This window comes from Flavobacterium sp. RHBU_3, from assembly GCF_046613565.1.
Classification (GTDB): domain Bacteria; phylum Bacteroidota; class Bacteroidia; order Flavobacteriales; family Flavobacteriaceae; genus Flavobacterium.
Window position 1 is genome coordinate 1 of record NZ_JBKJHC010000008.1, and the last position, 22,543, is coordinate 22,543.

The window sequence follows — 22,543 nt, forward strand, 5'->3', positions numbered from 1 at the left end:
AAGTAGAATGTGGTACGTTAATTATAGAAAACGTAAGTGTGATTGACTACCCAAGATTCTTTACCCCTAACGGTGACGGCTTTAACGACACCTGGAACATCCACGGTATGGAAGAGGGCTACTCAGATACGAACATCTTCATCTTTGACCGTTACGGCAAGCTGCTGAAACAAATCTCACCAAGCGGAGAAGGCTGGGACGGTACCTACAACGGTGCAGCCCTTCCGAGTGACGACTACTGGTTTACGGTAGAGTACACCTACAACGGTCACCGCCTTGAGTTTAAAGCACACTTTGCGATGAAACGATAAGAATTTGTTTAAAGGTTTAAAGTTTCAGGTTCCAAGTTTTGGGGCGGGGATTATAGCTTAAGAACAAAAGATAATACATAAAACAACAAAGGCAGCCATTGGCTGCCTTTGTTGTTTTATGTATTGTGAGAGAAGGAACGTTTACGGATAAGAAAGCGGAGTATGCCTTTAGCCCCGATGGGAGCGGCATCCTGTGAGCCTGTTGGGCTTGCAGATACAGCGGACAGCGGGTACGAGGGTAATGAAATGGCGCTTTGTGGGCTGCTTATGGAAATGAAAAAGCCACGCGAATGCATGGCTTTTAGGTATTTTGTTAAGGTATTCTTTTATTAGAACTGTTCCCTTCCGGCAAAGTGGAAGTTACCTTCGATAGCAGCGTTTTCATCGCTATCTGAACCGTGAACAGCATTTTCGCCCATTGAAGTAGCGTATTTTTTACGGATGGTACCTTCGGCAGCATCAGCAGGGTTAGTAGCGCCGATAAGTTTACGGAAATCTTCTACTGCGTTATCTTTTTCAAGGATGGCAGCAACTATTGGGCCGCGCGACATAAAGCTTACAAGCTCACCGTAAAAAGGCCTTTCGCTGTGTACAGCATAAAATGCCTGAGCGTCAGCTACAGTAAGTTGGGTAAGTTTAAGAGATACAATCCTGAAACCAGCTTCAGTAATCATAGATAAAATACCGCCGATGTGCCCTTTTTCTACTGCATCCGGCTTAATCATGGTAAAGGTCCTGTTTGTTGCCATAATTCGTTTTAGATTTTTGGCAAAATTACTATTTCTGTTGGATATCTTTCAATAGCGAAACCGTTTTTTACCAAAATTTAGAGAATTTTATTTATTGGGCTTTTTGCCGGGATTTTTATGGGTGTTGAATATGGCATAAACATAAGCCACATCATAGCTTATTTCAAAAATTACTACATAAGGAAAATCCTGTAGTTTTGCTTCTCTATAATTGTTGTATTTGATATTAAAAAGTTCAGGGTTGGTTTTGATGTATGAAATAACATCCGAATAGCTTTGATAAAAGCGGTTGCCGAGTCCGGGCTGCCTGCTCTCATACCAGTCTAAAGCCTTGAAGATGTCATGTTTTGCAGGTGTGGTTACAATGACTTTAAAAGCCATATCTCTTTCTGATTTCCTCGTCTAAGTCCTCAGAATCTATACCTGATTCAGGATTTGTTAAATATTCTGCCCTACGTTCCTCAACCATCTTTATCTGTTCAGGTGTAAGCAATGTATCTTCAGTATGTTCCAGTAATTCCCTTATCTGCAACAAAACAGTAGGATCGGTTACTTTGTCGATTTCTTCTTTAAGACGGGCTTTCTCGGCTGCGATATCCATTGGGCAAAACGTTTACCGTAAATATACAGAAAATTACAGAACAATGATGTTAAACTCCTGCTCCAGAGGTTTTAGTTGCGCGAAAAGTTCGGTAATAAGCTTGCCGTCGTAATCGAGGTAAAACTCACTAAAATTGTTGCGTCTTTCCTGTAAGCTGCGGTTAGGGAACAGTTCGTTTTGCAGTGCTGCTATGCGTTCCAGCTGGTCTCTGTGGTTTCGTTTTTCTGCTTTTAAAAGCCGCTTCTCTAAATTTTCGAGTCCCTTTAGTTGCTTTAGCTCCTGTGCTTTTACGGCTCCGGTAAAAGTACTGTCAGTTTTAGATGCCATTTCGCGCATTAAAGAGAACTGATTCTCAATAGTTTCGCGTAAGCCTGAAAAATTAAGGCATAAGTCTGAAAGCTTCTCGGTTTTTTTATTCAATAAGTCTTGTTGCTTGCTGAATAAATCGGCCCAGGTAAGCCCGAGTTTATCCAGTTTTGAAACCTGTTTTTCTGTTGCAAGTAATACCGAATTGCGCATTAGCAGCATGGGGAAGGTAACGTTTTGCGAATCGAAAAACGATTTCAGTTCCAGCCAGTAGGCCAGTTCGCCACCACCGCCTATATAGGCAAGGTTAGGCAAAATCACTTCCTGGTACAGCGGGCGCATAATCACGTTAGGGCTGAATTTCTCAGGGTGGTTTTCCAACTCTGACATGATTTCACTTTCGCTAAATTTCAGTTGAGTATTGTTTATGTAATAGGTGTTATCTTGAAGGATAATACGTTCACGCAGGTTGTCTTCTATATAAAACAGGTTAATATCGCGTGGGTTTACCTGAACATTGTAGTTTTTAAGCAATGCCGTAGTTTCGGCAACTTTGCTATGGCTGGTTTGCTGTAACAGTTCCTCTTTTGCATAAGGAGCCAACAGCTTTTTCAGTTCCGGCTTGTCACCGTCAATAATAACCAAGCCGTAGTCTTTAAACAATTCGTTGGCCAAATACAGGGTAGCATCAGCCAGATTTTCATGTTTTAGGTAAGCGTTTTCAAACAGGGTTGTAAGCCATTTTGCATTAATGCCGGGACCCAGTTCTTGGATAAAAACCTCAAGTACTGCTGCAAGCCCTTCGGTAGAAAGACGGCCTACAGGCCCCGTACTTTCGCGGTTCCAACGAATTTTTTTATCGCGGAACGTAAAATAGTTTATCTCCTCAAAGTCGTGATCTTCTGTTGCCATCCAGTACACAGGCACAAAATCATAAGTAGGATAAGCTGCCTTAAGTTCTTTAGCCAGGTTAATGGCCGAAACTATTTTGTAGAGGAAATACAGCGGGCCGGTAAACAGGTTAAGCTGGTGGCCGGTGGTTACAGTAAAGGTGGTGCCTTGTGTAAGCAGCTGTATATTTTCTAGTGTGTACGGAGAGGCGTCAACATTTTTATATTGTCCCAGCAAAGCATTTACCAACACATTGCGGTTGTGTTGCGAAAAGTTCTGTTGCTTTTCAGTAATCTGCGCTTCAAAGTTTTGCAGGGTAGGGAAACGGTGATACAGCGGTTTCAGGTTGTCTTTCTGTTTAAGGTAATCTACCATTAGTGGCGTGAAGTAACCTGAATTTTGATAGCTGATACAGTCCGTGGGCATTGCGTTTATATTTTAAGCAAAGGTACGCAAAAATAAATTCATCGAAGCTTTTCTATAAATAGTGTATTTAATTCTGTGTTTAAATATTATTCATTGGTAACAAAAACACCCGCCTCATATTTTTCTTTACGAACCAACTCATCTGTTTTAAGGTCTTTTACAAAGGTATTGCCGTGCTTAAGGCCATCTTTTATTTTGCGTATTTCTTTGGTTCCGGCTGTTTCATCTATATAAGTAAACCTGCCACTGTAAGGGCTATCGTTGCCAATAAGGAAATACGTTTCGTCGACCCTTTTACCATCAGTGTAATTGCTTTCCAGCTTTACTTTTTGATCGTAATAGAAATAACGCCACAGCCCGGTTTGAGCTTCTTTAAGATAGGTGCCGCCAACCAGTAAATTGTTCTTTGCATCAGTAAGGGTATATGCGCCGTCTTTATAGCAGTTATCAGTATTTAGTACAGGTTTTAGTATCGCTTTGAAATATTCAAAATCGATTTCTTCCTGTTTTATAAACGTGTATTCCTGGGTTTCCCTGTTTTTGTTGGGTAAATAATTGGTAATCGTTATCCTGAAGCTTTCAGGCTTAAAATCGTGCAACGTGTATTCGGTAAGCGGTTTACCCTTATCGTCGTACTCAATAGATTTGGTGAGCAATCCATTGCTAAACATATTGTTAGCTATAATACGTCCGTTTTTGTAGATTACTTCTTCGCCTTCAGGCAAGCCGTTTTCATTGTAAGTGCAGGTGCGTATTACGCTACCGGACATATCAGTATCTATCCAGGTGCCGGTTTTTTTATCGTGAATGTAGCTGCCTTTGCTAAAGTACTCTCCGGTAGGGTGTTCCAGCCATTGGCCTTCTTTTAGGTTTGAGGCATACATGCCTTTTACAACCACGCCACCTTGAGGGTTTACTACCTCATACAGGCCGTTCAGCATATTGTTATCGTAGTTAGCAGTTTCCAGGAATTTATGATAAATACTTTCGTAGCATACACCACCGCTTTCGCACGGAAATTGCTTTTCTTCCAGGTATGAAAAACGCACCGATTTACCACTAAGGGTACCGTTAGCATAAGTACGGGTAAGGTACAGCTCGCCGGCATAAGATACCTCTGTACCCTTACGGTTGTAGTAGCGCGGATAGTAGTAACGCCATGTACCTATTTCTTTATCTTCGGCAAAATCTCCCTCGGTAATCAGGGTGTTGTTATGGTCGTAGTATTTCCAGTTTCCGGCACGTTTTCCGGCAGTATAGTTGCCTTCAGTAACCAGTTTTAGGCCGGCAATGCCCCTTTTGGCATAACCACCCATGGCAGAGGCTTCCATGTCCCAATAAATTTTATAGACGCCATCCATCTGTCCGTTACGGTAGTTCCCGGTAATTACACTGTCTTTAGTGGTTTCCTGGAACTCACCTTCAGCTTTGCCTTTACTGTAATTGCGATAGCTAATAGGGGTTTCCTTATCAGCTTCTACAAGGAAAATCTTCCAGGTGCCTTCCATTTCGTCCTTTACATACTGGCCGTACAGTTTCAGTTTTAAGTCGCCCGACTCATTATCATAAAAGTACTCATTGTACTGACCACTTTTCAGTCCGTTTACATAGTTTGTTGTAGCACTCAGCCTGTTGCGCTCGAATACCGAAAGCAGCCCGGTTTTCAGTCCATTCTTCATTTGGTATTCCATCGACTTAAAGCCTAGCGAATCGTATTCCTCAAAGCGGCCTTCGGCTACATCGTTAAGGTAATGCCCGTTTAGTTTCAGTAGTCCGTTTTCATAATACGTACGCAGTACCCCGGTAAGTTTCCCATCTTTCAGCGTATATTCAGCAGCAAGGGTATTGTCTTCATAGTAGTCTTTTTTAGCACCGTTAGCGGGGTCGTATGCACTAAGCTTTTTTATTAGGGTAACGGTATACGGCACCGTGGTATTATCGGCAGGAGTTTCGGCCAGGAGAATAAAATTTTTACTGTACAAAGTTGCTATTTCCCTGTCTTCTTCCTGTTTTTTGTTTGCCGGCTTAAAGTTCAGCACAGGTATGGCTTTTTGAATCAGGGCAAAGGCATCTTTATTAGGCAATGTATAGGTTATTTTAGCCGGAGTACCGCTAAAGGCAAAAAGGCTTACTGTAGCCGTTTCGTTTTTGTCGGTGGTAATTTGCCAGGAGGTAATTTCATCTGCATCGGTATGGCCCTTTTTTGCACCGGAGTAGTTCCAGTTTTTAGATTGCAAAAACGTATTTACCTGCTCGGTATTTGGCTTATTTACAAGCGAAACCAGTTCGCTCAGCGTAAGCTTTTGGGCATGTAATGGGGCAATAAGGCATATAAAGAACAGCGTGGCAAATATTCGTATCATTATAATTTGTAATTGGCAGGCGTAAATATACACCTTTTAAAGCTTTTTTAAGAAAACTTAATGCCGCCTTTCCTTACAAATTAATAGTGTTTTAGTACAAAATTAGATTTTTTTTGATTTTTAATTTCTTATAAACTCGCTCAGCATAGCACTCAGGTCTTTATACTGCTCTGCCACGGCACCGTCTAAAGTAGCAAATCTGTCAAAATCGTCAAAGTAGGTTTTGGCCTTAGTACTACCCGAAAGCGCGGCAATAAACAGCTTGCCCATCAGGTCTTCCACGTCGCCTTTATATTTAGCACTTCCTTCTTCAAATTCTTGAAGTGTGGCTTTAATCTCAGCCTCGGTATACTTGCGGATGCTGCGGTTTATTACGCGTTTTCGCACCAGCGACTTGTCCAGGTATTGTATGGTTTCGGTGCTCCATGTGGTGGCTACAAAACTACGGTTTGGCCCCACGGGTAGCTGCATTTCCTCTTTAATAAAAATAACGTTGTTCTTAAACTCTACCGTACCGGTAAACATGGCTTCCCAAAAACCGATAATATCGGGGCTGTCGCATTCCTGTAATATAAATTCCGAATACACTGCCTTACCGTCTTCTTCGTTTTCATAGCCGCATAAAATAATCTGCCTGCCGTTTTTAAAGGTAAATACCTTTTGTGGGGCATCGCCCTCAGTGGTGCCGGCATCTAAATTTTCAGGGCATTGGCAACTGTTTACCTGGGCAAATATGTATGATGAAAGCAGCATGAACGCTGCTGCTAAAAGGTTTTTCTTCATAATGATTATTACGGCTAAAAATGATGAACTATTATATTAATCTAACTTCCGAATACAATTATTAATTGATTTGGCTTCACCTCTTGCAAATGTATTCTGCCAATCAATCGCAATTTGTTTTTGTAAAGATAAATTTTCAAATGTATATAGTACATTAGGAAATATTTTTATGTAATCAGCAATAAATGAGCTTACTAAAAAAAATACATTTTTTAAATTAAAAATTGTTAACTCTATCCAAGATTTGTCATCTTTATACATATCGCCATATTGAAAAACCGATACAAAAGAGGGATGAGCATATAATGAAAAATAAGTATACAAATGTTCCATTAAGTCTTCTTTCATTCCTATAACAGGGATTAAATCTTTCCAATCCAAAAAAGCGACATTATTGGTTTCAAATATTATTTTATAATCTTTAGCCTTAATTTTAGATAGAATTTTACTTTGATTTTTCTCGGATAACTGTTTGAACAACTCTGTTTCAGTAATCTCTTTGGTAAGAATTTCAATTTGATTTAGTTCATCTATAACTTTGTTTTTGCTATCTTGTGTTCTAGCAACATTATTAAATCTTTGGCGATAATTTAGTCCTGATAATGCCCATAAATTAAACATAATTTTCTGTTCATCATAGTTCTTTGGAGTTATAAATACCAAATTAAAAGCTCCTATCATTTCAAAAATACTTCTTGATATTGTCGCTACAACAGTTAAGTCTATTATTTTGTTTTTCAACACCCCATTAAAATCAACTCCATCAATCGTTTCATTCAAATGAGCTAATTTTGTAGTAATCATTTGTAATATAATAGGAGCATAGTTTCCTCCTGTGACTTCAATTTTGTCATGATGATTTTTATTGATTACCATTAATAGGAATTCAATATAAATTGATAATAATTCTTTAACTGCATCTGGAGTTTCAGAACGGAGTAGTCTTACAGCTTCATTTCTCATTTGTAGCTTATCCATACAATCCATTTTTATTCTCAAATATACCCAAAAATCCCTCCCGTTTGCCGTCTGCCAAATAACACGTACTTTTGCACCCTAAACCCTGTAGTTTTGAGCACAGACGTATTACTTATAACCCCGCCGTTCACCCAGCTGAACACCCCGTACCCCGCCACGGCCTACCTGAAAGGTTTCCTGAATACCAAAGGTATCGCCGCCGCGCAGTCCGACCTGGGCATAGACGTAATACTAAAGCTGTTCTCTAAAGAAGGGCTTACGCAGCTATTTAACCGCGTAGAGGAGCATCTGACAACCAACAACCAACAACTGTCAACCAACAGTGAACGCATCCTCGCCCTTAAAAACGAATACTTAAAAACCATAGACCCGGTTATCCTGTTTTTGCAGGGTAAAAACCCCACGCTGGCACACCTTATATGCAGTGAGGAATTCCTGCCCGAGGCTTCGCGCTTTGCACAGCTGGAGGAACTGGACTGGGCGTTTGGCTCCATGGGTACGCAGGATAAGGCCAAGCACCTGGCAACGCTGTACCTGGAGGATATAAGCGACCTGATTGTGGAGTGCGCCGACCCGCATTTTGGCTTTAGCCGCTATGCCGAAAGGCTGGGGCGTTCGGCCAATTCGTTTGACGAGCTGTACGAAAGCCTGCAACAACCTTACACCTTTATAGACGAAATACTAATCGACCTGCTCGATGAGCTTTTGTTTAATACCGACCCGAAGCTGGTGGGCTTTTCGGTGCCGTTTCCGGGTAATTTATACGCGGCGTTCCGCTCGGCGCAATATATTAAGGAGCATTTCCCGCACATGAAAACGGCTATGGGCGGCGGTTTCCCCAATACGGAACTGCGCTCCCTGAGCGACCCGCGCGTTATGGAGTTTTTCGACTATATAATGCTCGACGATGGCGAGGCGCCTATAGAATGCATTATAGAACAGGTAAACGGCAAGCGCGACATCAGCCAGCTGAAACGTACTTTTATATTAAAAGACGGCGAGGTAAAGTACATAGACAATTCGGGCTGCAGGGATTATAAGCAAAGCGAAGTCGGCACGCCTGATTATACAGGTCTACCGCTGGATAAATACATTTCGGTAATCGAAGTCGTAAACCCCATGCACCGTATGTGGAGCGATGGCCGCTGGAACAAACTTACCATGGCACACGGCTGTTACTGGGGCAAGTGTACTTTCTGTGATATTTCACTCGATTATATAAAAGTATACGAACCTGTGGCTGCCAAACTTTTGGTTGACAGAATGGAGGAACTCATTGCCCAGACCGGGCAAAACGGTTTCCACTTTGTAGACGAAGCTGCACCACCGGCACTGATGCGTGAGGTGGCGCTGGAAATTCTGCGTCGTAACCTTACCGTAAGCTGGTGGACAAACATCCGTTTTGAAAAAAGCTTTACCGCCGACCTGTGTCGACTGCTCAAGCTTTCGGGGTGTATTGCCGTTTCGGGTGGGTTAGAGGTGGCTTCCGACAGGCTTTTGGAACTGATACAAAAAGGTGTTACCGTGGCCCAGGTGGCTCGCGTAACACGCAACTTTACCGAAGCGGGCATTATGGTACACGCATACCTGATGTACGGTTTCCCAACGCAAACCGCCCAGGAAACCATCGACTCACTAGAAATGGTACGCCAAATGTTTGAGTTGGGCATACTGCAAAGCGGCTTTTGGCACCAGTTTGCCATGACGGCGCACAGTCCTGTGGGTATAGAGCCTGATAAGTTTGGGGTGGTTAAGGACAGTGATATTGTGGGCACCTTTGCCAATAACGATATTATGTTTACCGATAATACCGGTGCCAACCATGATAAGTTTAGCTTTGGTTTAAAGAAATCGTTGTTCAACTTTATGCACGGTATATGTTTTGACTATCCGTTGCAGGACTGGTTCGAGTTTAAAATACCACGTACAAAAGTGCCGCACGATTACATTCACAATGCGCTGTTAGATGAAGATAACTTCAGTATAAAACCCACTGCAAAAATAGTATGGACAGGAACCAAGCCTGTTGTTGAACTTTTTACCAAAAACAAAAAAGGGCGTTCATTCCCTATGGCTACGCTTGCCTTCCATAGTAAGCGCGATAGTTTTTCAGTACAGGTAGGTGAGGAGCAGGGGCAATGGCTTGCTGCACTGTTAGGTAAAATCTCAGCTACCGAAAAACCCTTGACCTTTGCTAAAGTAAAAGAAGATTACGAAGCTGCCGGACTGGAAGAGTTTGAACCCTTCTGGTACAGCAAACCCGTAAACACCTTACGTGAATATGGGCTCCTTGTATTGTAGTATGTAGTTTATCTGTCTTCCATTTCGACCGTAGCGTAGCGAAGTGGAGAAATCTCTATGTTAGTTTTGTTAAATACTGAGATTCCTCGGCACCATTGCATTTCGATCGACCCAAGTGCTATACCCGAACTGGCGAAGCAAATGGAAAAAATTAATGCGTTTTCCTCTTTGCTTTAAGCTCTTCAAACTTTTTCGTTTGTTCAGGGTTCAGGAGTTTTAATACCTTAGCATCTATACGTTCGGTAATGGCATATGCCTTTTCTTTTTTTTCGTCGGTAGTAACATCTTCGCCCGATTCGCGCAGTGCTTCAATGTTATCGCGTTCCGATTCGTATACCTGTCTTACCGCTGCTGCCTGAAAATCATCAAGTTTCAGTTCTTTGGTGTAGTATTCTACACTGCTTTCTACAAAGTCGTATTTCTTCTGTTCTTTGCTGGGACTGGAGTTTCTATACTGCTGTGGTGCTATGCGGCGGTTTACCTGGCTATGGCCGGCTGCTGCAAACATCAGGCAAATCATTGTGAATATAAAGGTAATACGTTTCATGTAAAATGTTATTTGGTGAACCAAACATACAAAAAAAGCCGGAGCGTTGTGCTTCGGTTTTCTTAAATTTTTTATTGCTAATTAGATGCCCTGCTTAAGAAACATTTGCTATTGACTAGTTTTTTAGCACTTTTGTAATTGTAACAGCACCCGATGCATCCTGTATGTACAGAATGTACAAACCTTGTGAAAATTTCGAAAAATCCAGCTTTGCTACATTCTTATAATACCCGGCCAGCTGGCCTAAAGAGTTGTAAATATAAATTTCAAATAAGCCGGTACCGGTAATATATATGGAGTTTCCTGTGGGGTTAGGGTAAACTGTAATTGCATGAGTATTATTTACTTCAGTTGCCAGTTCACACACATCAGATACCGATACATCCGGGTTTACCTGGTTTTGCACCCATTGGGCAAAATCAGAATCCTGCGAGTCTACACATACTATTTGCAATGAGGGTAAATTTGTGAGGTTAAAGTATGCGGTATTGAAATAGGCGTTATTGCCGTTTTTAAGGTTGATTTGTTCAAGCAGAGGGCAGCCATTGCAAATCAGTAACTGCACATAAGGACACATGCTAAGGTTTATACTTTGTACTGCTGTAGCCACACAGTTAAGCTGTACGAGCAAAGGAGTATTGCTAAAATTAAGCCCGGTAAGTTGTGGATTGGTGCCACATGAGAGAAGCTCCAGTTGAGACGAATTTAATAAGTTTAGCGATGTAAGGTTATTATCAAAGCAATACAGACTTTGCAAATTATGATTTTGGGTGACATCCAGTTCAGTAAGTTTATTGGTAGCACAATCTAATATTTCGAGCGCTGTATTAGTGTTTACAGTAAGGCCGGCCAGGTTATTTTTGCCGCAGTACAATACCGAGAGCAACAGGTTATTGCTTATATCTAAATTTGTCAATTGGTTGTTATAGCAATTGATGTTGTTTAATGCTGGGCATCCAGATACATTTATACTGGTGAGATTATTATGGCTTATATCTATATAAAGCAACTCATGGTTTTGGCTAAGGTCTAATATTTCAATATGGTTAAATGCGGCTTTAAAGCCGGTAATGTTTGTGAAAGCCTCAATACCCGTCAGGTCGCTAATTGTACCATTAACAGTTGCGCTTCCGCCTACATAGAGGGTGTCGGTAACACTTAATGCTTCAGAAACCTGTATCTCGCCATCGCTGTTTATATCTATGCCCAGATTGGAAGATACCAGTTTGGCCTTGAGCGCCACATCGGGGATGTAAACATCTTGGCTAAAAGCCAGGCTGTTTAGCAGTAAAAAGAGCAGTGTAATTATTTTCATAAGAAGGTTGATTGAGAACCTCCTAAATTTATATAAAAAATAATGACTGATATAAAACCAGGCATTATTTTTTTATCGTTACATGCTAATTATACTGTTACCGCCGGAACGCCATAAAGGTCAAACTCGGTAGCATCTGTTATGTTGATGTTTACAAACTCGCCTGTTTTCAGGTAAATGCTTGTGGCATCAATCAGTACTTCATTGTCTACATCGGGGCTGTCAAACTCGGTTCGGGCTACAAAGTGGTTGCCCTCTTTGCGGTCTATCACACAACGGAATGTTTGGCCTATTTTCTCCTGGTTCAGTTCCCACGAAATCTGGCTTTGTATCTCCATAATTTCGTTGGCACGTTGTTGTTTTACTTCCTGCGGAACATCGTCTTCCAGTAGGTAGGCATGAGTGTTTTCTTCATGGCTGTAAGTAAAACAACCCAGGCGCTCAAAACGCATTTCGGTAACCCAGTCTTTCAGTATCTGGAAATCTTCCTCGGTTTCACCCGGGTAGCCTACAATCAGCGTAGTACGTATGGCCATGCCCGGAACCGCCTGGCGGAACTCCTTAAGCAGTTTTGTGGTTTTTTCTTTAGTAGTACCACGGCGCATCGATTTCAGTACACTGTCTGAAATATGTTGTAGCGGAATATCTATGTAGTTGCAAATCTTGGGTTCGCGGTTCATCAGCTCCAGCACATCCATCGGGAACCCGCTCGGAAACGCATAGTGCAGGCGAATCCATTCAATGCCTTCCACCTTAACAAGGTTTTCCAGCAACTCGGCAAGGTTGCGTTTTTTATACAGGTCAAGGCCGTAATAGGTAAGGTCTTGTGCTATAAGTATAAGTTCCTTAACACCGTTTCGGGCAAGGCCTTCTGCTTCCTTAACCAGTTTTTCTATAGGCTGGCTTACGTGCTTACCACGCATAAGCGGTATTGCGCAGAAACTGCACGGACGGTCGCAACCCTCGGCTATTTTAAGGTAAGCATAGTTTTTTGGGGTAGTGGTTATACGTTCGCCCAGTAGCTCATGCTTATAGTCGGCGCCCAGTGCTTTAAGCAGCAATGGCAACTCGGTAGTGCCAAAGTACTGGTCTACATCGGGTATCTCCTTTTGCAGGTCCGGTTTATAGCGTTCGCTAAGGCATCCGGTAACAAAAACCTTGTCTACAATACCCTGCTCTTTTTTGTCTACATAATTCAGTATCATGTTTACCGACTCCTCCTTGGCATTGTCTATAAAACCACAGGTATTTATAACAATGATGTTGCCTTCGTCGCGGCCGGTAGCTTCGTGGGTAACGTCTTTACCGCTGGCACGCAGCTGGCCCATAAGCACTTCGCTGTCGTATACGTTTTTAGAACACCCCAGGGTAATAACGTTTATCTTGTTCTTTTTTAAAGATTTAGTCCTCATAATACTCAGAAAAAATGAGGTGCAAAAGTACGCTTTTTATTGGTTTTCAAACAACTGGATGCGTTAAAAATTTTAAATAGGGGTTGAACGGTTTTTTTGGTGTTTTTATCAGAGATGATGTTTTACTTAATAGTATTAATAATTAAAATTTTTATCTTTCGCCTATCATTATCCAATCAATCCAGTTTTAAATGAAAAACCAATTTTATCTCGTCCTTTTTTTGATTTTTGTTTCAATTACAGGCTATGCCCAAAATAATAATGGTTATAATTATACCAATGGCTTGATATTAAATGATTCTATACATGACGTATATAAAGCGCTTTACATCAAAAGACAAAAGTGTGAAAGTTGCGCCATAAGTGATGAAGCCTTGAAAGAGTATAAACAATCTATTAATTATTCGTTGTATTCGAAGGAGATTGATGTGCTTGCCGGTATGGATAAGTGGGCGGCAGCAAATTTAAGTAAGACCAATTTTAAAACCCTTGAAGAGGCCAATAAGGTGTATGCCGATATGCTTTTGCTTAACGTCAAATGTATAAGAGACAATGGGCCATTTTATGATTTGCAAAGGAAAATTCTTTTTTCGGAAGGAGGTGAGGATATGTGGAAGCAGGTTTTAACCGAAATTGCACAGGAAAACCCCGAACTGTTTTTAGACCCTATGTCTAAGTTTAAGTTTTAAATTTGATTTTTCAATAAAACCAAAAAGCCATCCTTTTAAAGGGATGGCTTTTTATATATAAAAGTAAGATGAAAAATTACAGGTCTAAGGTGTACGACAGCGTTATGTTATTGCTGGTGGTTTTTACCTGTGCGGCATCGGTAAGGCCGGGGGTAAACAATGATATGTTGTTTTTTTGTTGCTGCCATGTATAGGCAAGGTCCAGCCTGGAACCGCCAAAACTATAACCAAGCCCCCCCGAAATACTATTCAGGTCGCCTATGGTATTGCCGTTTTTATATGGGCTTTGCTGGTAGCGGTAACCGCCCCTTATGCTCACCATTTTTACACGCCATTCGGTACCCACGCGCAGGTCGCCTGCCCAGTCCAGGTTGTTGCTCAGTTCTGCGTTCAGGGCGTTGTAGCGGTTGCTGGTATAGCGTGTGTTGCCATAGTTTCGCATACCGTAGTCTACACTTATAAGTCCGGCTTTGCCAAAAATAAACGCTGCGCTACCTGTATATTTACTGGGTGTGCGTATACCGTAATCGTCGCCCACCATGGTTACGCCCGGGTTAGTGTAGTAATCCTGCCCGCCGGCGGTACTTCTTACCACTTGGGTTATTTCGTCCTGTAGCCTTAGCCACGTAGGCGACTCGTATGCCAGGCCTATGCGTACAGGTTCGGCTACTTTAAGTATGGCTCCTACGTTAAGCGATGCGCCACCGCCATACGTATAGCGTTTGGTGTCCAGTTGAAGAGCCTGCAGTCCTTCGCCGGTAGTGTTGTTAGTGTCTTCATAAAAGCTGGTGCGGTTAATGTAGTCTGTAAAATGGATGTTTACATTAGCGCCCACATACAGCCTCTTTTTCAGCTGGGCAGCAAAGTTTAGTGCTACTTTACCGTTGTATCCGCTGGTAGATATGTAGCTTTCCTGGTAGTGGTTTGCGCTGCCCTCAGGCAGGTTTGCTACATATTGTGTGTTGTCAGAAGCATCGGTAACCGGGTTAATGGCGTATGCGTTGTACCCTAAATAGGCCTGTTGGTCTATAAAGTTCATGTTTGGGTAATCGTATATGCTACTGCCGTTAAGGTAGCCCAGGTTTATACCACCCTCATTACCAATGCCGTTTGCGTAGCGCAAAAAGTAATCGGTTATACTGCCGGTAGGGTTTACGCCTGCCAGGCGCATGGTATTGTTAAAGCTTTTAGTGTTTTCGTAGTTAATGCCTAAGGTAAACTTATTCATTATGGCATCTTCCTTACCGTTGTTAAATACAAAGAACATCCCCAGTTGGTTCAGGTCAAAGCCGTTGCCGTTTTTTGTGGTGCGGTCGCCAAAATAATTGGCGGCGTTGTTCATGTTATAGCTGCTTAGGGTAAAGGTGCCCGAGTTGTAATTGTATATAGCCGAACCTGCGGGGTTAATGTTTATGGCTGAAGGGTCTCCGCCTACAGCGCCAAAGGCTCCTGCCATAGCGCGGAAGCGTGCCGTGCCGGTAAGGTTGTCTGTGCTGTAGCGTAGCGGATCTTGTGCTGTGTTAATGTCTTGCTGTGCATGCGCACTGATTGCTGCCAGTACAATAGCTGCCGAAGAAAGTAATTTTTTCATAGCATGAAAGGTAGTGAATGTGTGGTAAAAAGAAAGCCCCATGTTTTTTTTGAAAAAGAAAAAAACATGGGGCTGTATGTTTTGAGTAGTATCAGCTTAGCCCCTTCGGCCACCGCCTCCGCCGCCTCCGCCGCGAGAACCGCCACCAAAGCCTCCGCCTCCGCCACCGCGCGATCCTCCGCCGAAGCTACCACCACCGCTACTACTGCGTGACGGTGTGCTGTATGATGGAGATGAACTGCGTGATGGTGTAGATTGAGAAGGTGAGTAGCTTGGGCTACTGTTGCTCCTTGTTGAATTGTTATAATAACTACGGCTGTTGCCGTTGTTGTAATTAGTGCTGTTAGAATAGTTTCTGCCAGGACTTGTAGAGTATCCGCTGCGCGAGCCGTTGTTGTATCCGCTACGGCTGTTGCCCAGTTGGTAGGTGCCTCTGCCGCCTGTGTTGTAAATGCTGCGCCTGCTGCCGCCTGCATAACGCCCGGTATTGCCGTAATAATTACCACGTGTGCCGTTATAGTAGCCTACGCCACGGTTTCCGCTATAGTAGCCGTTGCCGTAGTGGTAGTGCGGGTTGCCATAATAGCCGCCGCCATACCATCCGCCGTAGTAGCCACCATAGTAAGGGTAACCCCAGCCATAACCGTAGCCGTAGTAAGGGTAGCCATAGTAGCCGCCCCAGCCCCAACCGAAGCTAAGGCCCCAGCCGCCGCCGTAATAAGGATAGCCGCCCCAGCCATAGCCGCCATAATAAGGGTAACCCCATCCGCCATAACCACCATATCCGTAACTGCCATAAACATTTACGTTTACGTTATCGGTGCTGTCGCCCCATCCGCCATAGCTTGTAGTGTATGCCTGCTGTGCATTGGCATTTTGTACGGTATCGTAAGTAGTGTAGCTGTTTTCGTCTGTTATAGGAGCATATTCATCCTGCAGAGACTGGAAGTATGCTGTATATCCGTTACTGTTTTGGCCTGCAGGCTGCCCGTTTTGGTAATTATTTACATTACCGTCGTTATATTTATATACGGGTTGGTTATTAGCATCGCGCGGAACCGATCCATAAACACCATCTGAGTCGTAACTCGATGTGTTTTGGTACGAACTGCACGAAGATACAGCCAAGCCCAGGAAGCCCACTAAGGTATAGAGGGAGATCCGGCGTATATTTAAGTATTCACTTTTCATCTCTGCAATTTTTTTTATTGTTGAACTTACAAAAATAGGTTAGTTTTGCTAAACTATTTTACTGTATAAAGTTAAACAATATTTGTGCCAATTATAATACGATGAGTAAGAATTTAACAAAGCGGTCAGAAGATTATTCCAAATGGTATAATGAACTGGTTGTGAAGGCTGACCTGGCTGAAGATTCAGGGGTTAGGGGATGTATGGTTATTAAGCCATACGGTTTTGCAATATGGGAAAAAATTCAGGCGGAGCTTGACAGGATGTTCAAGGAAACCGGCCACCAAAATGCGTACTTCCCGCTGTTTATACCCAAGTCGTATTTTAGCAAAGAGGCCAGTCACGTAGACGGCTTTGCTAAAGAGTGTGCTGTAGTAACCCACTACAGGCTAAAAACCGGAGAAGACGGAAAAACAATAGAGGTAGATCCTGATGCAAAGCTTACTGAAGAGCTTATTGTAAGGCCTACGTCTGAGACTATTATATGGGATACGTACCGCGGCTGGATACAAAGCTACCGCGACCTGCCGCTGCTTATAAACCAGTGGGCAAACGTAGTGCGCTGGGAAATGCGTACGCGTATGTTCCTGCGTACTTCTGAATTCCTGTGGCAGGAAGGGCATACCGCCCACGCTACACAGGGAGAAGCTATTGCAGAAGCAGAACAAATGATGAACGTATATGCTGATTTTGCAGAGAACTTTATGGCGGTGCCGGTTGTTAAGGGTGTGAAAACCCCTAATGAGCGTTTTGCAGGTGCTATAGAAACCTACTGTATAGAGGCGCTTATGCAAGATGGTAAAGCGCTTCAGGCAGGTACATCGCACTTCCTGGGGCAAAATTTTGCCAAGGCATTTGATGTGAAGTTTACCAGCAAGGAAGGTAAGCAGGAGTATGTTTGGGCTACATCATGGGGGGTAAGTACCCGTCTTATGGGCGCGCTTATAATGACGCACTCAGATGATAACGGTCTTGTACTGCCGCCAAACCTGGCGCCTATACAGGTAGTTATTGTACCTATATACCGCAATGACGAACAGCTTGAGGCTATTTCGGCTGAGGCGAAACAACTGGTAGCGCAACTGCGCAAACTGGGCATAAGCGTGAAGTATGACGACCGCGATACCCAAAAACCGGGCTGGAAGTTTAACGAGTATGAGCTTAAGGGTGTGCCGGTGCGTATAGCCATAGGACCGAACGACCTGGCTAACGGAACCTTTGAAGTGGCAAGGCGCGATACGCTTACCAAAGAAACCGTACCTGCACAGGGTATGGCTGATTATATAAAGAACCTGCTGGAGCAAATACAGCAGAGCCTTTTTGATAAAGCATTTGCTTATAGGGATGCTCATATTACCGAAGTAAACACTTGGGATGAGTTTACAGATGTGCTGGATAACAAGACCGGATTTGTGTCTGCGCACTGGGACGGTACCCCGGAGACCGAAGAAAAGATAAAAGAGCTTACAAAAGCTACAATTCGCTGTATTCCTCTAGATAGAAAGGAAGAGGTTGGTATATGTGTACTTACGGGTGCGCCAAGTGCCGGAAGGGTGCTTTTTGCTAAAGCGTACTAGAATTTTTTTTGAATTTTTTTGTTCCTGCTCTTGCAGAATTCGAAATTAGTTGTACTTTTGCATCCGCATTAGAGGAACAAACAAATTCAATGGCCCGTTCGTCTATCGGTTAGGACGCCAGATTTTCATTCTGGTAAGGAGGGTTCGATTCCCTCACGGGCTACAAAACAACAATCAGCACGGCTGGTTTTAGTTTAAAGAAAGTTTACTGGTCCGTTCGTCTAGGGGTTAGGACGCCAGATTTTCATTCTGGTAACACGGGTTCGATTCCCGTACGGACTACAATTAAAATAATTTTTAAGAAAGAATATAAAATGGCAAATCATAAGTCAGCTTTAAAAAGGATAAGAAGCAACGAAAAGAAGAGGGTGCTTAACAGGTATCAGCACAAAACTACACGTAACGCTATAAAAGCTATACGTTTAGCTACTGTGAAATCTGAAGCTGCTGAGAAACTTGCAGGTGTTATCTCTATGATTGATAAACTTGCCAAGAAAAACATCATCCACGCTAACAAAGCGTCTAACCTTAAGTCTAAACTTACTAAGCACGTAGCTGCTCTTAACTAAGACTTAACGTAATCTAATATACAGAAAGCCTTTCCGGTAACGGAGAGGCTTTTTTGTTTTATATTTGGTTTGATAAAATTAGGCTTATAAGTATAAGTACAATGGCAAGGAGCTGCAAGACGAGCTGGGGCTTAACATGTACGACTATGGGGCTCGTAATTATGACCCCGCGCTGGGCAGGTGGATGAATATTGACCCGTTGGCGGAACAAAGTAGGAGGTGGACACCGTATAACTATGCTTATAATAATCCAAACTATTTTGTTGACCCAGATGGTATGCAAGCGGACGATTGGGTAGTATTAAGTGATAATAGTGTAAAATGGAGTAATACGGCAAAAACAAATGCTGATGCAGCTGCTGAATTCAATGATGCTGGGGCAAAAGCTATTGGTACAGAGGCAGAGTATATTGCTGAGAATGGACGGTCTGTAGCTTTACACGACGGCGGTAGTTGGAATTATACTGACCAAGGAGTAACACAATTACCAGAATTAGTGATTGGAGGTGAGCCTGCATCAAGCGCAAGTAGTAATAGTGAAAGCGGTGTAATGGGTGGAATCCATACGGCTTTAGATATAGGAGGATTAGCACCTGGCCTTGGAGAAGTAGCAGATGGTTTAAATGCTATTATTTATGCTGCACAAGGAGATTACAAGAGTGCCGCAATAAGTGCCGCTGCCATGATACCATTAGCAGGTATGGGTGCTACCGTTGGAAAATTGGGTAGTAAAGTTGCTGATTTGTGGACTTCCACAAATAAATTAAGCCCTGTACAAAATGCATTTAATCATTGGAAAAAACATGGCGCAGAATTTCCAGAATTTTCAAATGCTAAACAATATGTTGAAGGAGTACGTGACTTTTTTCACAATCCTCCTTCAGGCGTACTTAATAAAGTACGAGGAAATGGAGATGTTTTACAATATCATCCTGCTACTAACACTTTTGGAGTTACTACGGGAAGTGGTACCCCTAGAACAATGTTTAGACCTAATGATGGAATAGATTATTGGAATCGACAATAAAATTTAATTTATACATTATGAACTTTTGTAGAGTATGTGGATTATTTATAGATAATTTACCTTGGGGTACAGATGGGAAATCACCCACGTATGAAATATGTCCATGCTGTGGATTAGAGTTTGGAAATGAAGATTATACCGTAAAGTCAGCCAAAGATTATAGAAGTGTGTGGGCTCAACAAGGATATAAATGGTTTAATTCGAGAGAAAAACCTAGTAATTGGAACTTAGAAGAACAGATGAAAAATATACCAAAAGAATTCAAGTAATGTTAGTAAGAGGTAGTGTCTAAGATTAGGTGCTTTTACAAAATGATCCTTTAATAGTGTGAAACAGATAACGAAATTTAATATTGTAGATAGTAACAAAGGAACCTTAGGGTTGTCTTTGTTGTTTTAATAGCTTAACCAACCCAAAGTGCCAAAGCCAACAGGTGCGTTGCGCCGCTGGTGGTTGTGCTCTTAATTTTATGTGTATAGTTATAGCTCAATGCTTCGATTTTAAGAGATGTAGTTAAAAAAATACTTATATTAAGGCTTTTTTAGTCATATTTTAAACCTGCAATTGCGGTTCACCTTTTTTTATTGCCTTTTGTCGAAAAAAAAATAGTCATATATTGTTTATGAGTAGCTTAGCGGTACTAATATCTCCTTACTGTATGTTACCTGTAAATGATTTAACCGCTGTGGGGGCTATTCTTGCCGCCGCGCTTATGTATGTTTTAGCTACTGTTGTTATAAAGTTTGTATTCCGCCAGAAGAAGGAGGATATACTAAGCCGTTATAGCAGGCTGCGCAGGCAGTCGATAGATCTGCAAACCGCCATGAGTGGTTACCTGCTGGAAGGTAATACGGGTAAAAACCCTATTGATGGCGAGCTTACCTTTGCCGATTTTTACAGGCAGATGAAAAGTAACCATATTTCTAACCTTTCGGATAAATACCTTTCGAGGGTAAAAAAAAGTAACAACCCGCTGTTCCTTACCAAGGTGGAAAAGAACCTGGAGGAGCAGGAACAAAAACTGAAGGATGCCGAGCAACTTATAGCTACTGTAGTAGCAATATAACGATGCCGTATAATACAAAAAGCCCTCTGCCTGAGGGCTTTTTTGTTTGCCGTACTATTACTGTTTTTGTGTTATTGTCGTAAAAAGAATAGGATTGTGGTAATTCTATTTTAAAGTGTATCGACGAGTTTTCGATGTAATATGCTGCTTTTACATCTTTCAGGAATTTTTCGCTAATGGTAATGGCTTCCGGCGGTAAGTATGACAGGACACCTTCTTTCATTTCCCTGTTGGTATATTGGAAACCGAAAGCCACACGATTTCCGGTAGCTTCAAATACTTTCTCAAAATCATCCATCGTAAGGTAACCGCGTTTATCAAGAAAGTCTAAAATATCATTGTAGGTAATGATTGGTTCTTTTGGTAGGCTCTCCATGTATTTCAGCCATTCTTCGTCTTCACCATATGTTACGGCAAACAGGTAGCCGTTGCTTATTTCGAAACGGTCTGTTTTATAATCGTACAAAAATGGCCCCGGTATTATAACATAATCTATCCCCAAAGATTTCTTGAAATTAAAGTCTGCAGGACGGATAAAGAAAACAACTTTATAGTGTTTTTTGAGCTCTACAATGTCGTCAACATAAAAGCTGTCAGCAGCCCCTTCAGTTGTTTCCAGTACAAAATCTATAAGCCGGTTATATAGTTCCTTTGATACTTCAGAATACATTTTTAAAAGATCGGTGGTTTAATTAAAATTTATACAGGCTAATTTACAAAACAAAGCCGTTTGCCCTATCTTTATAGTACGTAAAACTTCAGCATGATAAAGGAGCCTAAAAAAGACGTAAAAATAGCCTTTCGTAAGCCGGCGTATCCTATAATACCCGAGCTTATGGGCTACCTGGAAAAATACAACCGCACTACTAAGTCGCCCCTGTTGTATGACGACCTGCTGCGTTTTTCGGGCGGTATTTCCGTTTACGATAAAGACGGAAACGATACCCTGTGGCTAAGCGTGTTTTATGCAGAGACCGAGCAGCGGGAAATAGAGGCGGGGCTGAACAAGATTTATACCCTGCTACACTCAGATGGCGATGAAGATACCCTGCCGTACCTTACAGTCGACTCTATAGAGTTTTGCACCTTTGGTAACTCTAAGCCCTTTCGCATAAGGGTGCGAAACATACTGAATGATAACTATACCAATTTCTACATAAAAAAAGCAGATGCATCGCGTATTTACGGACTGGAAATGGAAGACCTGCTGTCGCCAAACCGTGTAAACTACCTGGTGTATAAAGATACGCTTATAGAGGAGCATATACTGGGAATACCCGGCGATGTGTTTATAAAACAACACCTGGACAAATGCACCGAACTGGAAAAATCACAGATAGCCAAGGAGTTTGTAAAGTTTAACGAGCGTTGTATGGTGGGGCTGCTGGGCGATATGCGTTCGTATAACTACGTAGTGATACCTACGCATGATTATGATCATGTGGTGTACCGTATACGCGCCATAGATTTTGACCAGCAGTGCTACGAAGGCAACCTGAAAATTTACCTGCCGCAGTACTTCAAGGAAAACTTCCGGATGGTAAAGTTGGTTATGGACAAGTTGAAAACCAACTCCATAGAGCAGTACCGTAAAGAAGTACGCTCGGTAATTGCCAAGCGTCTGCTGAATAGCCACGAGCGTTACCTTGATTTGGTTGCCATTATCAAGAAGGATAGCATTGCCCCGAAAGAGCATGTGGTGGAACTGCGTTCGGCATTACAAAAGCTTACCTACAATTCCAAATTCCGCAATTGCCAGACCATGGGCGATATAGCCGAAATAGGATTGGATTTCGTGGTTAAAAACTATCGTAAAACCGAATAAGCTGATACTATTTTATCAATTCTTT

23 protein-coding genes and 2 tRNA genes are annotated in these 22,543 nt (G+C 42.3%); 12 read left to right on the forward strand and 13 right to left on the reverse strand.

What is annotated here, in order from left to right; genetic code table 11:
* Window positions 1–311, forward strand: a 311-nt coding sequence (locus ACLI1A_RS12045) for a T9SS type B sorting domain-containing protein (protein WP_411408913.1), incomplete at its 5' end; no start/stop codon positions are given.
* Between the two features lie 162 nt (window positions 312–473).
* A complete protein-coding gene (locus ACLI1A_RS12050; protein ID WP_411408914.1) occupies window positions 474–644 on the forward strand; it encodes a hypothetical protein in 171 nt (56 codons plus the stop codon).
* Here the strand turns inward: ACLI1A_RS12050 and ACLI1A_RS12055 are convergent.
* The 7 genes from ACLI1A_RS12055 to ACLI1A_RS12085 all read right to left on the reverse strand — a co-directional run bounded on the left by ACLI1A_RS12055 (window position 641) and on the right by ACLI1A_RS12085 (window position 7,408).
* Window positions 641–1,060, reverse strand: coding sequence for a nucleoside-diphosphate kinase (locus ACLI1A_RS12055; protein ID WP_411408915.1), 420 nt, complete (start codon window positions 1,058–1,060; stop codon window positions 641–643). The two genes, ACLI1A_RS12050 and ACLI1A_RS12055, sit on opposite strands and share 4 nt — an antisense overlap.
* Before the next feature lie 87 nt (window positions 1,061–1,147).
* Complete coding sequence (locus tag ACLI1A_RS12060) at window positions 1,148–1,441, reverse strand: type II toxin-antitoxin system RelE/ParE family toxin (RefSeq protein WP_411408916.1); 294 nt, start codon at window positions 1,439–1,441, stop codon at window positions 1,148–1,150.
* Window positions 1,431–1,661: a hypothetical protein gene (locus ACLI1A_RS12065; protein WP_411408917.1), complete on the reverse strand. Its 231-nt coding sequence runs from the start codon at window positions 1,659–1,661 to the stop codon at window positions 1,431–1,433. Before ACLI1A_RS12065 ends, ACLI1A_RS12060 begins: the two co-directional genes overlap by 11 nt.
* Before the next feature lie 33 nt (window positions 1,662–1,694).
* Window positions 1,695–3,284, reverse strand: coding sequence for a bacillithiol biosynthesis cysteine-adding enzyme BshC (gene bshC, locus ACLI1A_RS12070; RefSeq protein WP_411408918.1), 1,590 nt, complete (start codon window positions 3,282–3,284; stop codon window positions 1,695–1,697).
* An 86-nt stretch (window positions 3,285–3,370) separates the two neighbouring features.
* Complete coding sequence (locus ACLI1A_RS12075) at window positions 3,371–5,647, reverse strand: hypothetical protein (RefSeq protein ID WP_411408919.1); 2,277 nt, start codon at window positions 5,645–5,647, stop codon at window positions 3,371–3,373.
* Window positions 5,648–5,767: 120 nt separating this feature from the next.
* A complete protein-coding gene (locus ACLI1A_RS12080) occupies window positions 5,768–6,430 on the reverse strand; it encodes a hypothetical protein (protein ID WP_411408921.1) in 663 nt (220 codons plus the stop codon).
* A 36-nt stretch (window positions 6,431–6,466) separates the two neighbouring features.
* The gene (locus ACLI1A_RS12085; protein WP_411408922.1) at window positions 6,467–7,408 is read right to left on the reverse strand and encodes a hypothetical protein; all 942 of its coding nucleotides are present in this window, start codon (window positions 7,406–7,408) and stop codon (window positions 6,467–6,469) included.
* Between the two features lie 93 nt (window positions 7,409–7,501).
* On the opposite strand from ACLI1A_RS12085, the gene ACLI1A_RS12090 reads away from it, so the two are divergent.
* Window positions 7,502–9,709 carry a B12-binding domain-containing radical SAM protein gene (locus tag ACLI1A_RS12090; RefSeq protein WP_411408923.1) on the forward strand — a complete coding sequence of 736 codons (2,208 nt, stop codon included), beginning with the start codon at window positions 7,502–7,504 and terminating at the stop codon, window positions 9,707–9,709.
* A 151-nt stretch (window positions 9,710–9,860) separates the two neighbouring features.
* Here the strand turns inward: ACLI1A_RS12090 and ACLI1A_RS12095 are convergent, their stop codons facing one another.
* The 3 genes from ACLI1A_RS12095 to rimO form a co-directional block, all read right to left on the reverse strand.
* The gene (locus tag ACLI1A_RS12095; protein WP_411408924.1) at window positions 9,861–10,256 is read right to left on the reverse strand and encodes a hypothetical protein; all 396 of its coding nucleotides are present in this window, start codon (window positions 10,254–10,256) and stop codon (window positions 9,861–9,863) included.
* Between the two features lie 115 nt (window positions 10,257–10,371).
* Window positions 10,372–11,571 carry a T9SS type A sorting domain-containing protein gene (locus ACLI1A_RS12100; protein WP_411408925.1) on the reverse strand — a complete coding sequence of 400 codons (1,200 nt, stop codon included), beginning with the start codon at window positions 11,569–11,571 and terminating at the stop codon, window positions 10,372–10,374.
* A gap of 89 nt (window positions 11,572–11,660) precedes the next feature.
* Window positions 11,661–12,983 carry a 30S ribosomal protein S12 methylthiotransferase RimO gene (gene rimO, locus ACLI1A_RS12105; protein WP_411408927.1) on the reverse strand — a complete coding sequence of 441 codons (1,323 nt, stop codon included), beginning with the start codon at window positions 12,981–12,983 and terminating at the stop codon, window positions 11,661–11,663.
* Window positions 12,984–13,174: 191 nt separating this feature from the next.
* Here rimO and ACLI1A_RS12110 point away from each other — a divergent pair, with 191 nt between their 5' ends.
* A complete protein-coding gene (locus tag ACLI1A_RS12110; protein ID WP_411408929.1) occupies window positions 13,175–13,672 on the forward strand; it encodes a hypothetical protein in 498 nt (165 codons plus the stop codon).
* A gap of 76 nt (window positions 13,673–13,748) precedes the next feature.
* Here ACLI1A_RS12110 and ACLI1A_RS12115 read toward each other — a convergent pair whose 3' ends face one another.
* Complete coding sequence (locus tag ACLI1A_RS12115) at window positions 13,749–15,263, reverse strand: transporter (protein ID WP_411408930.1); 1,515 nt, start codon at window positions 15,261–15,263, stop codon at window positions 13,749–13,751.
* Window positions 15,264–15,359: 96 nt separating this feature from the next.
* Complete coding sequence (locus tag ACLI1A_RS12120) at window positions 15,360–16,454, reverse strand: hypothetical protein (protein WP_411408932.1); 1,095 nt, start codon at window positions 16,452–16,454, stop codon at window positions 15,360–15,362.
* 101 nt (window positions 16,455–16,555) lie between these two features.
* On the opposite strand from ACLI1A_RS12120, the gene proS reads away from it, so the two are divergent.
* The 7 genes from proS to ACLI1A_RS12155 all read left to right on the forward strand — a co-directional run bounded on the left by proS (window position 16,556) and on the right by ACLI1A_RS12155 (window position 20,693).
* The gene (gene proS / locus ACLI1A_RS12125; protein WP_411408933.1) at window positions 16,556–18,031 is read left to right on the forward strand and encodes a proline--tRNA ligase; all 1,476 of its coding nucleotides are present in this window, start codon (window positions 16,556–16,558) and stop codon (window positions 18,029–18,031) included.
* A gap of 91 nt (window positions 18,032–18,122) precedes the next feature.
* Window positions 18,123–18,194 (forward strand) — tRNA-Glu (locus ACLI1A_RS12130).
* 47 nt (window positions 18,195–18,241) lie between these two features.
* A tRNA-Glu gene (locus tag ACLI1A_RS12135) sits at window positions 18,242–18,313 on the forward strand.
* Between the two features lie 32 nt (window positions 18,314–18,345).
* Complete coding sequence (gene rpsT / locus ACLI1A_RS12140; protein ID WP_411408935.1) at window positions 18,346–18,600, forward strand: 30S ribosomal protein S20; 255 nt, start codon at window positions 18,346–18,348, stop codon at window positions 18,598–18,600.
* A gap of 136 nt (window positions 18,601–18,736) precedes the next feature.
* Window positions 18,737–19,627, forward strand: a complete 891-nt coding sequence (locus tag ACLI1A_RS12145) for an RHS repeat-associated core domain-containing protein (RefSeq protein WP_411408937.1) — start codon at window positions 18,737–18,739, stop codon at window positions 19,625–19,627.
* A 17-nt stretch (window positions 19,628–19,644) separates the two neighbouring features.
* A complete protein-coding gene (locus tag ACLI1A_RS12150) occupies window positions 19,645–19,896 on the forward strand; it encodes a hypothetical protein (RefSeq protein ID WP_411408938.1) in 252 nt (83 codons plus the stop codon).
* A gap of 389 nt (window positions 19,897–20,285) precedes the next feature.
* A complete protein-coding gene (locus tag ACLI1A_RS12155) occupies window positions 20,286–20,693 on the forward strand; it encodes a hypothetical protein (RefSeq protein WP_411408940.1) in 408 nt (135 codons plus the stop codon).
* Here the strand turns inward: ACLI1A_RS12155 and ACLI1A_RS12160 are convergent.
* A complete protein-coding gene (locus ACLI1A_RS12160; RefSeq protein ID WP_411408941.1) occupies window positions 20,674–21,363 on the reverse strand; it encodes a hypothetical protein in 690 nt (229 codons plus the stop codon). The genes ACLI1A_RS12155 and ACLI1A_RS12160 overlap by 20 nt on opposite strands.
* Window positions 21,364–21,456: 93 nt before the next feature.
* Here ACLI1A_RS12160 and ACLI1A_RS12165 point away from each other — a divergent pair, with 93 nt between their 5' ends.
* A complete protein-coding gene (locus tag ACLI1A_RS12165) occupies window positions 21,457–22,518 on the forward strand; it encodes a hypothetical protein (RefSeq protein WP_411408942.1) in 1,062 nt (353 codons plus the stop codon).
* Window positions 22,519–22,543 lie beyond the last annotated feature (25 nt).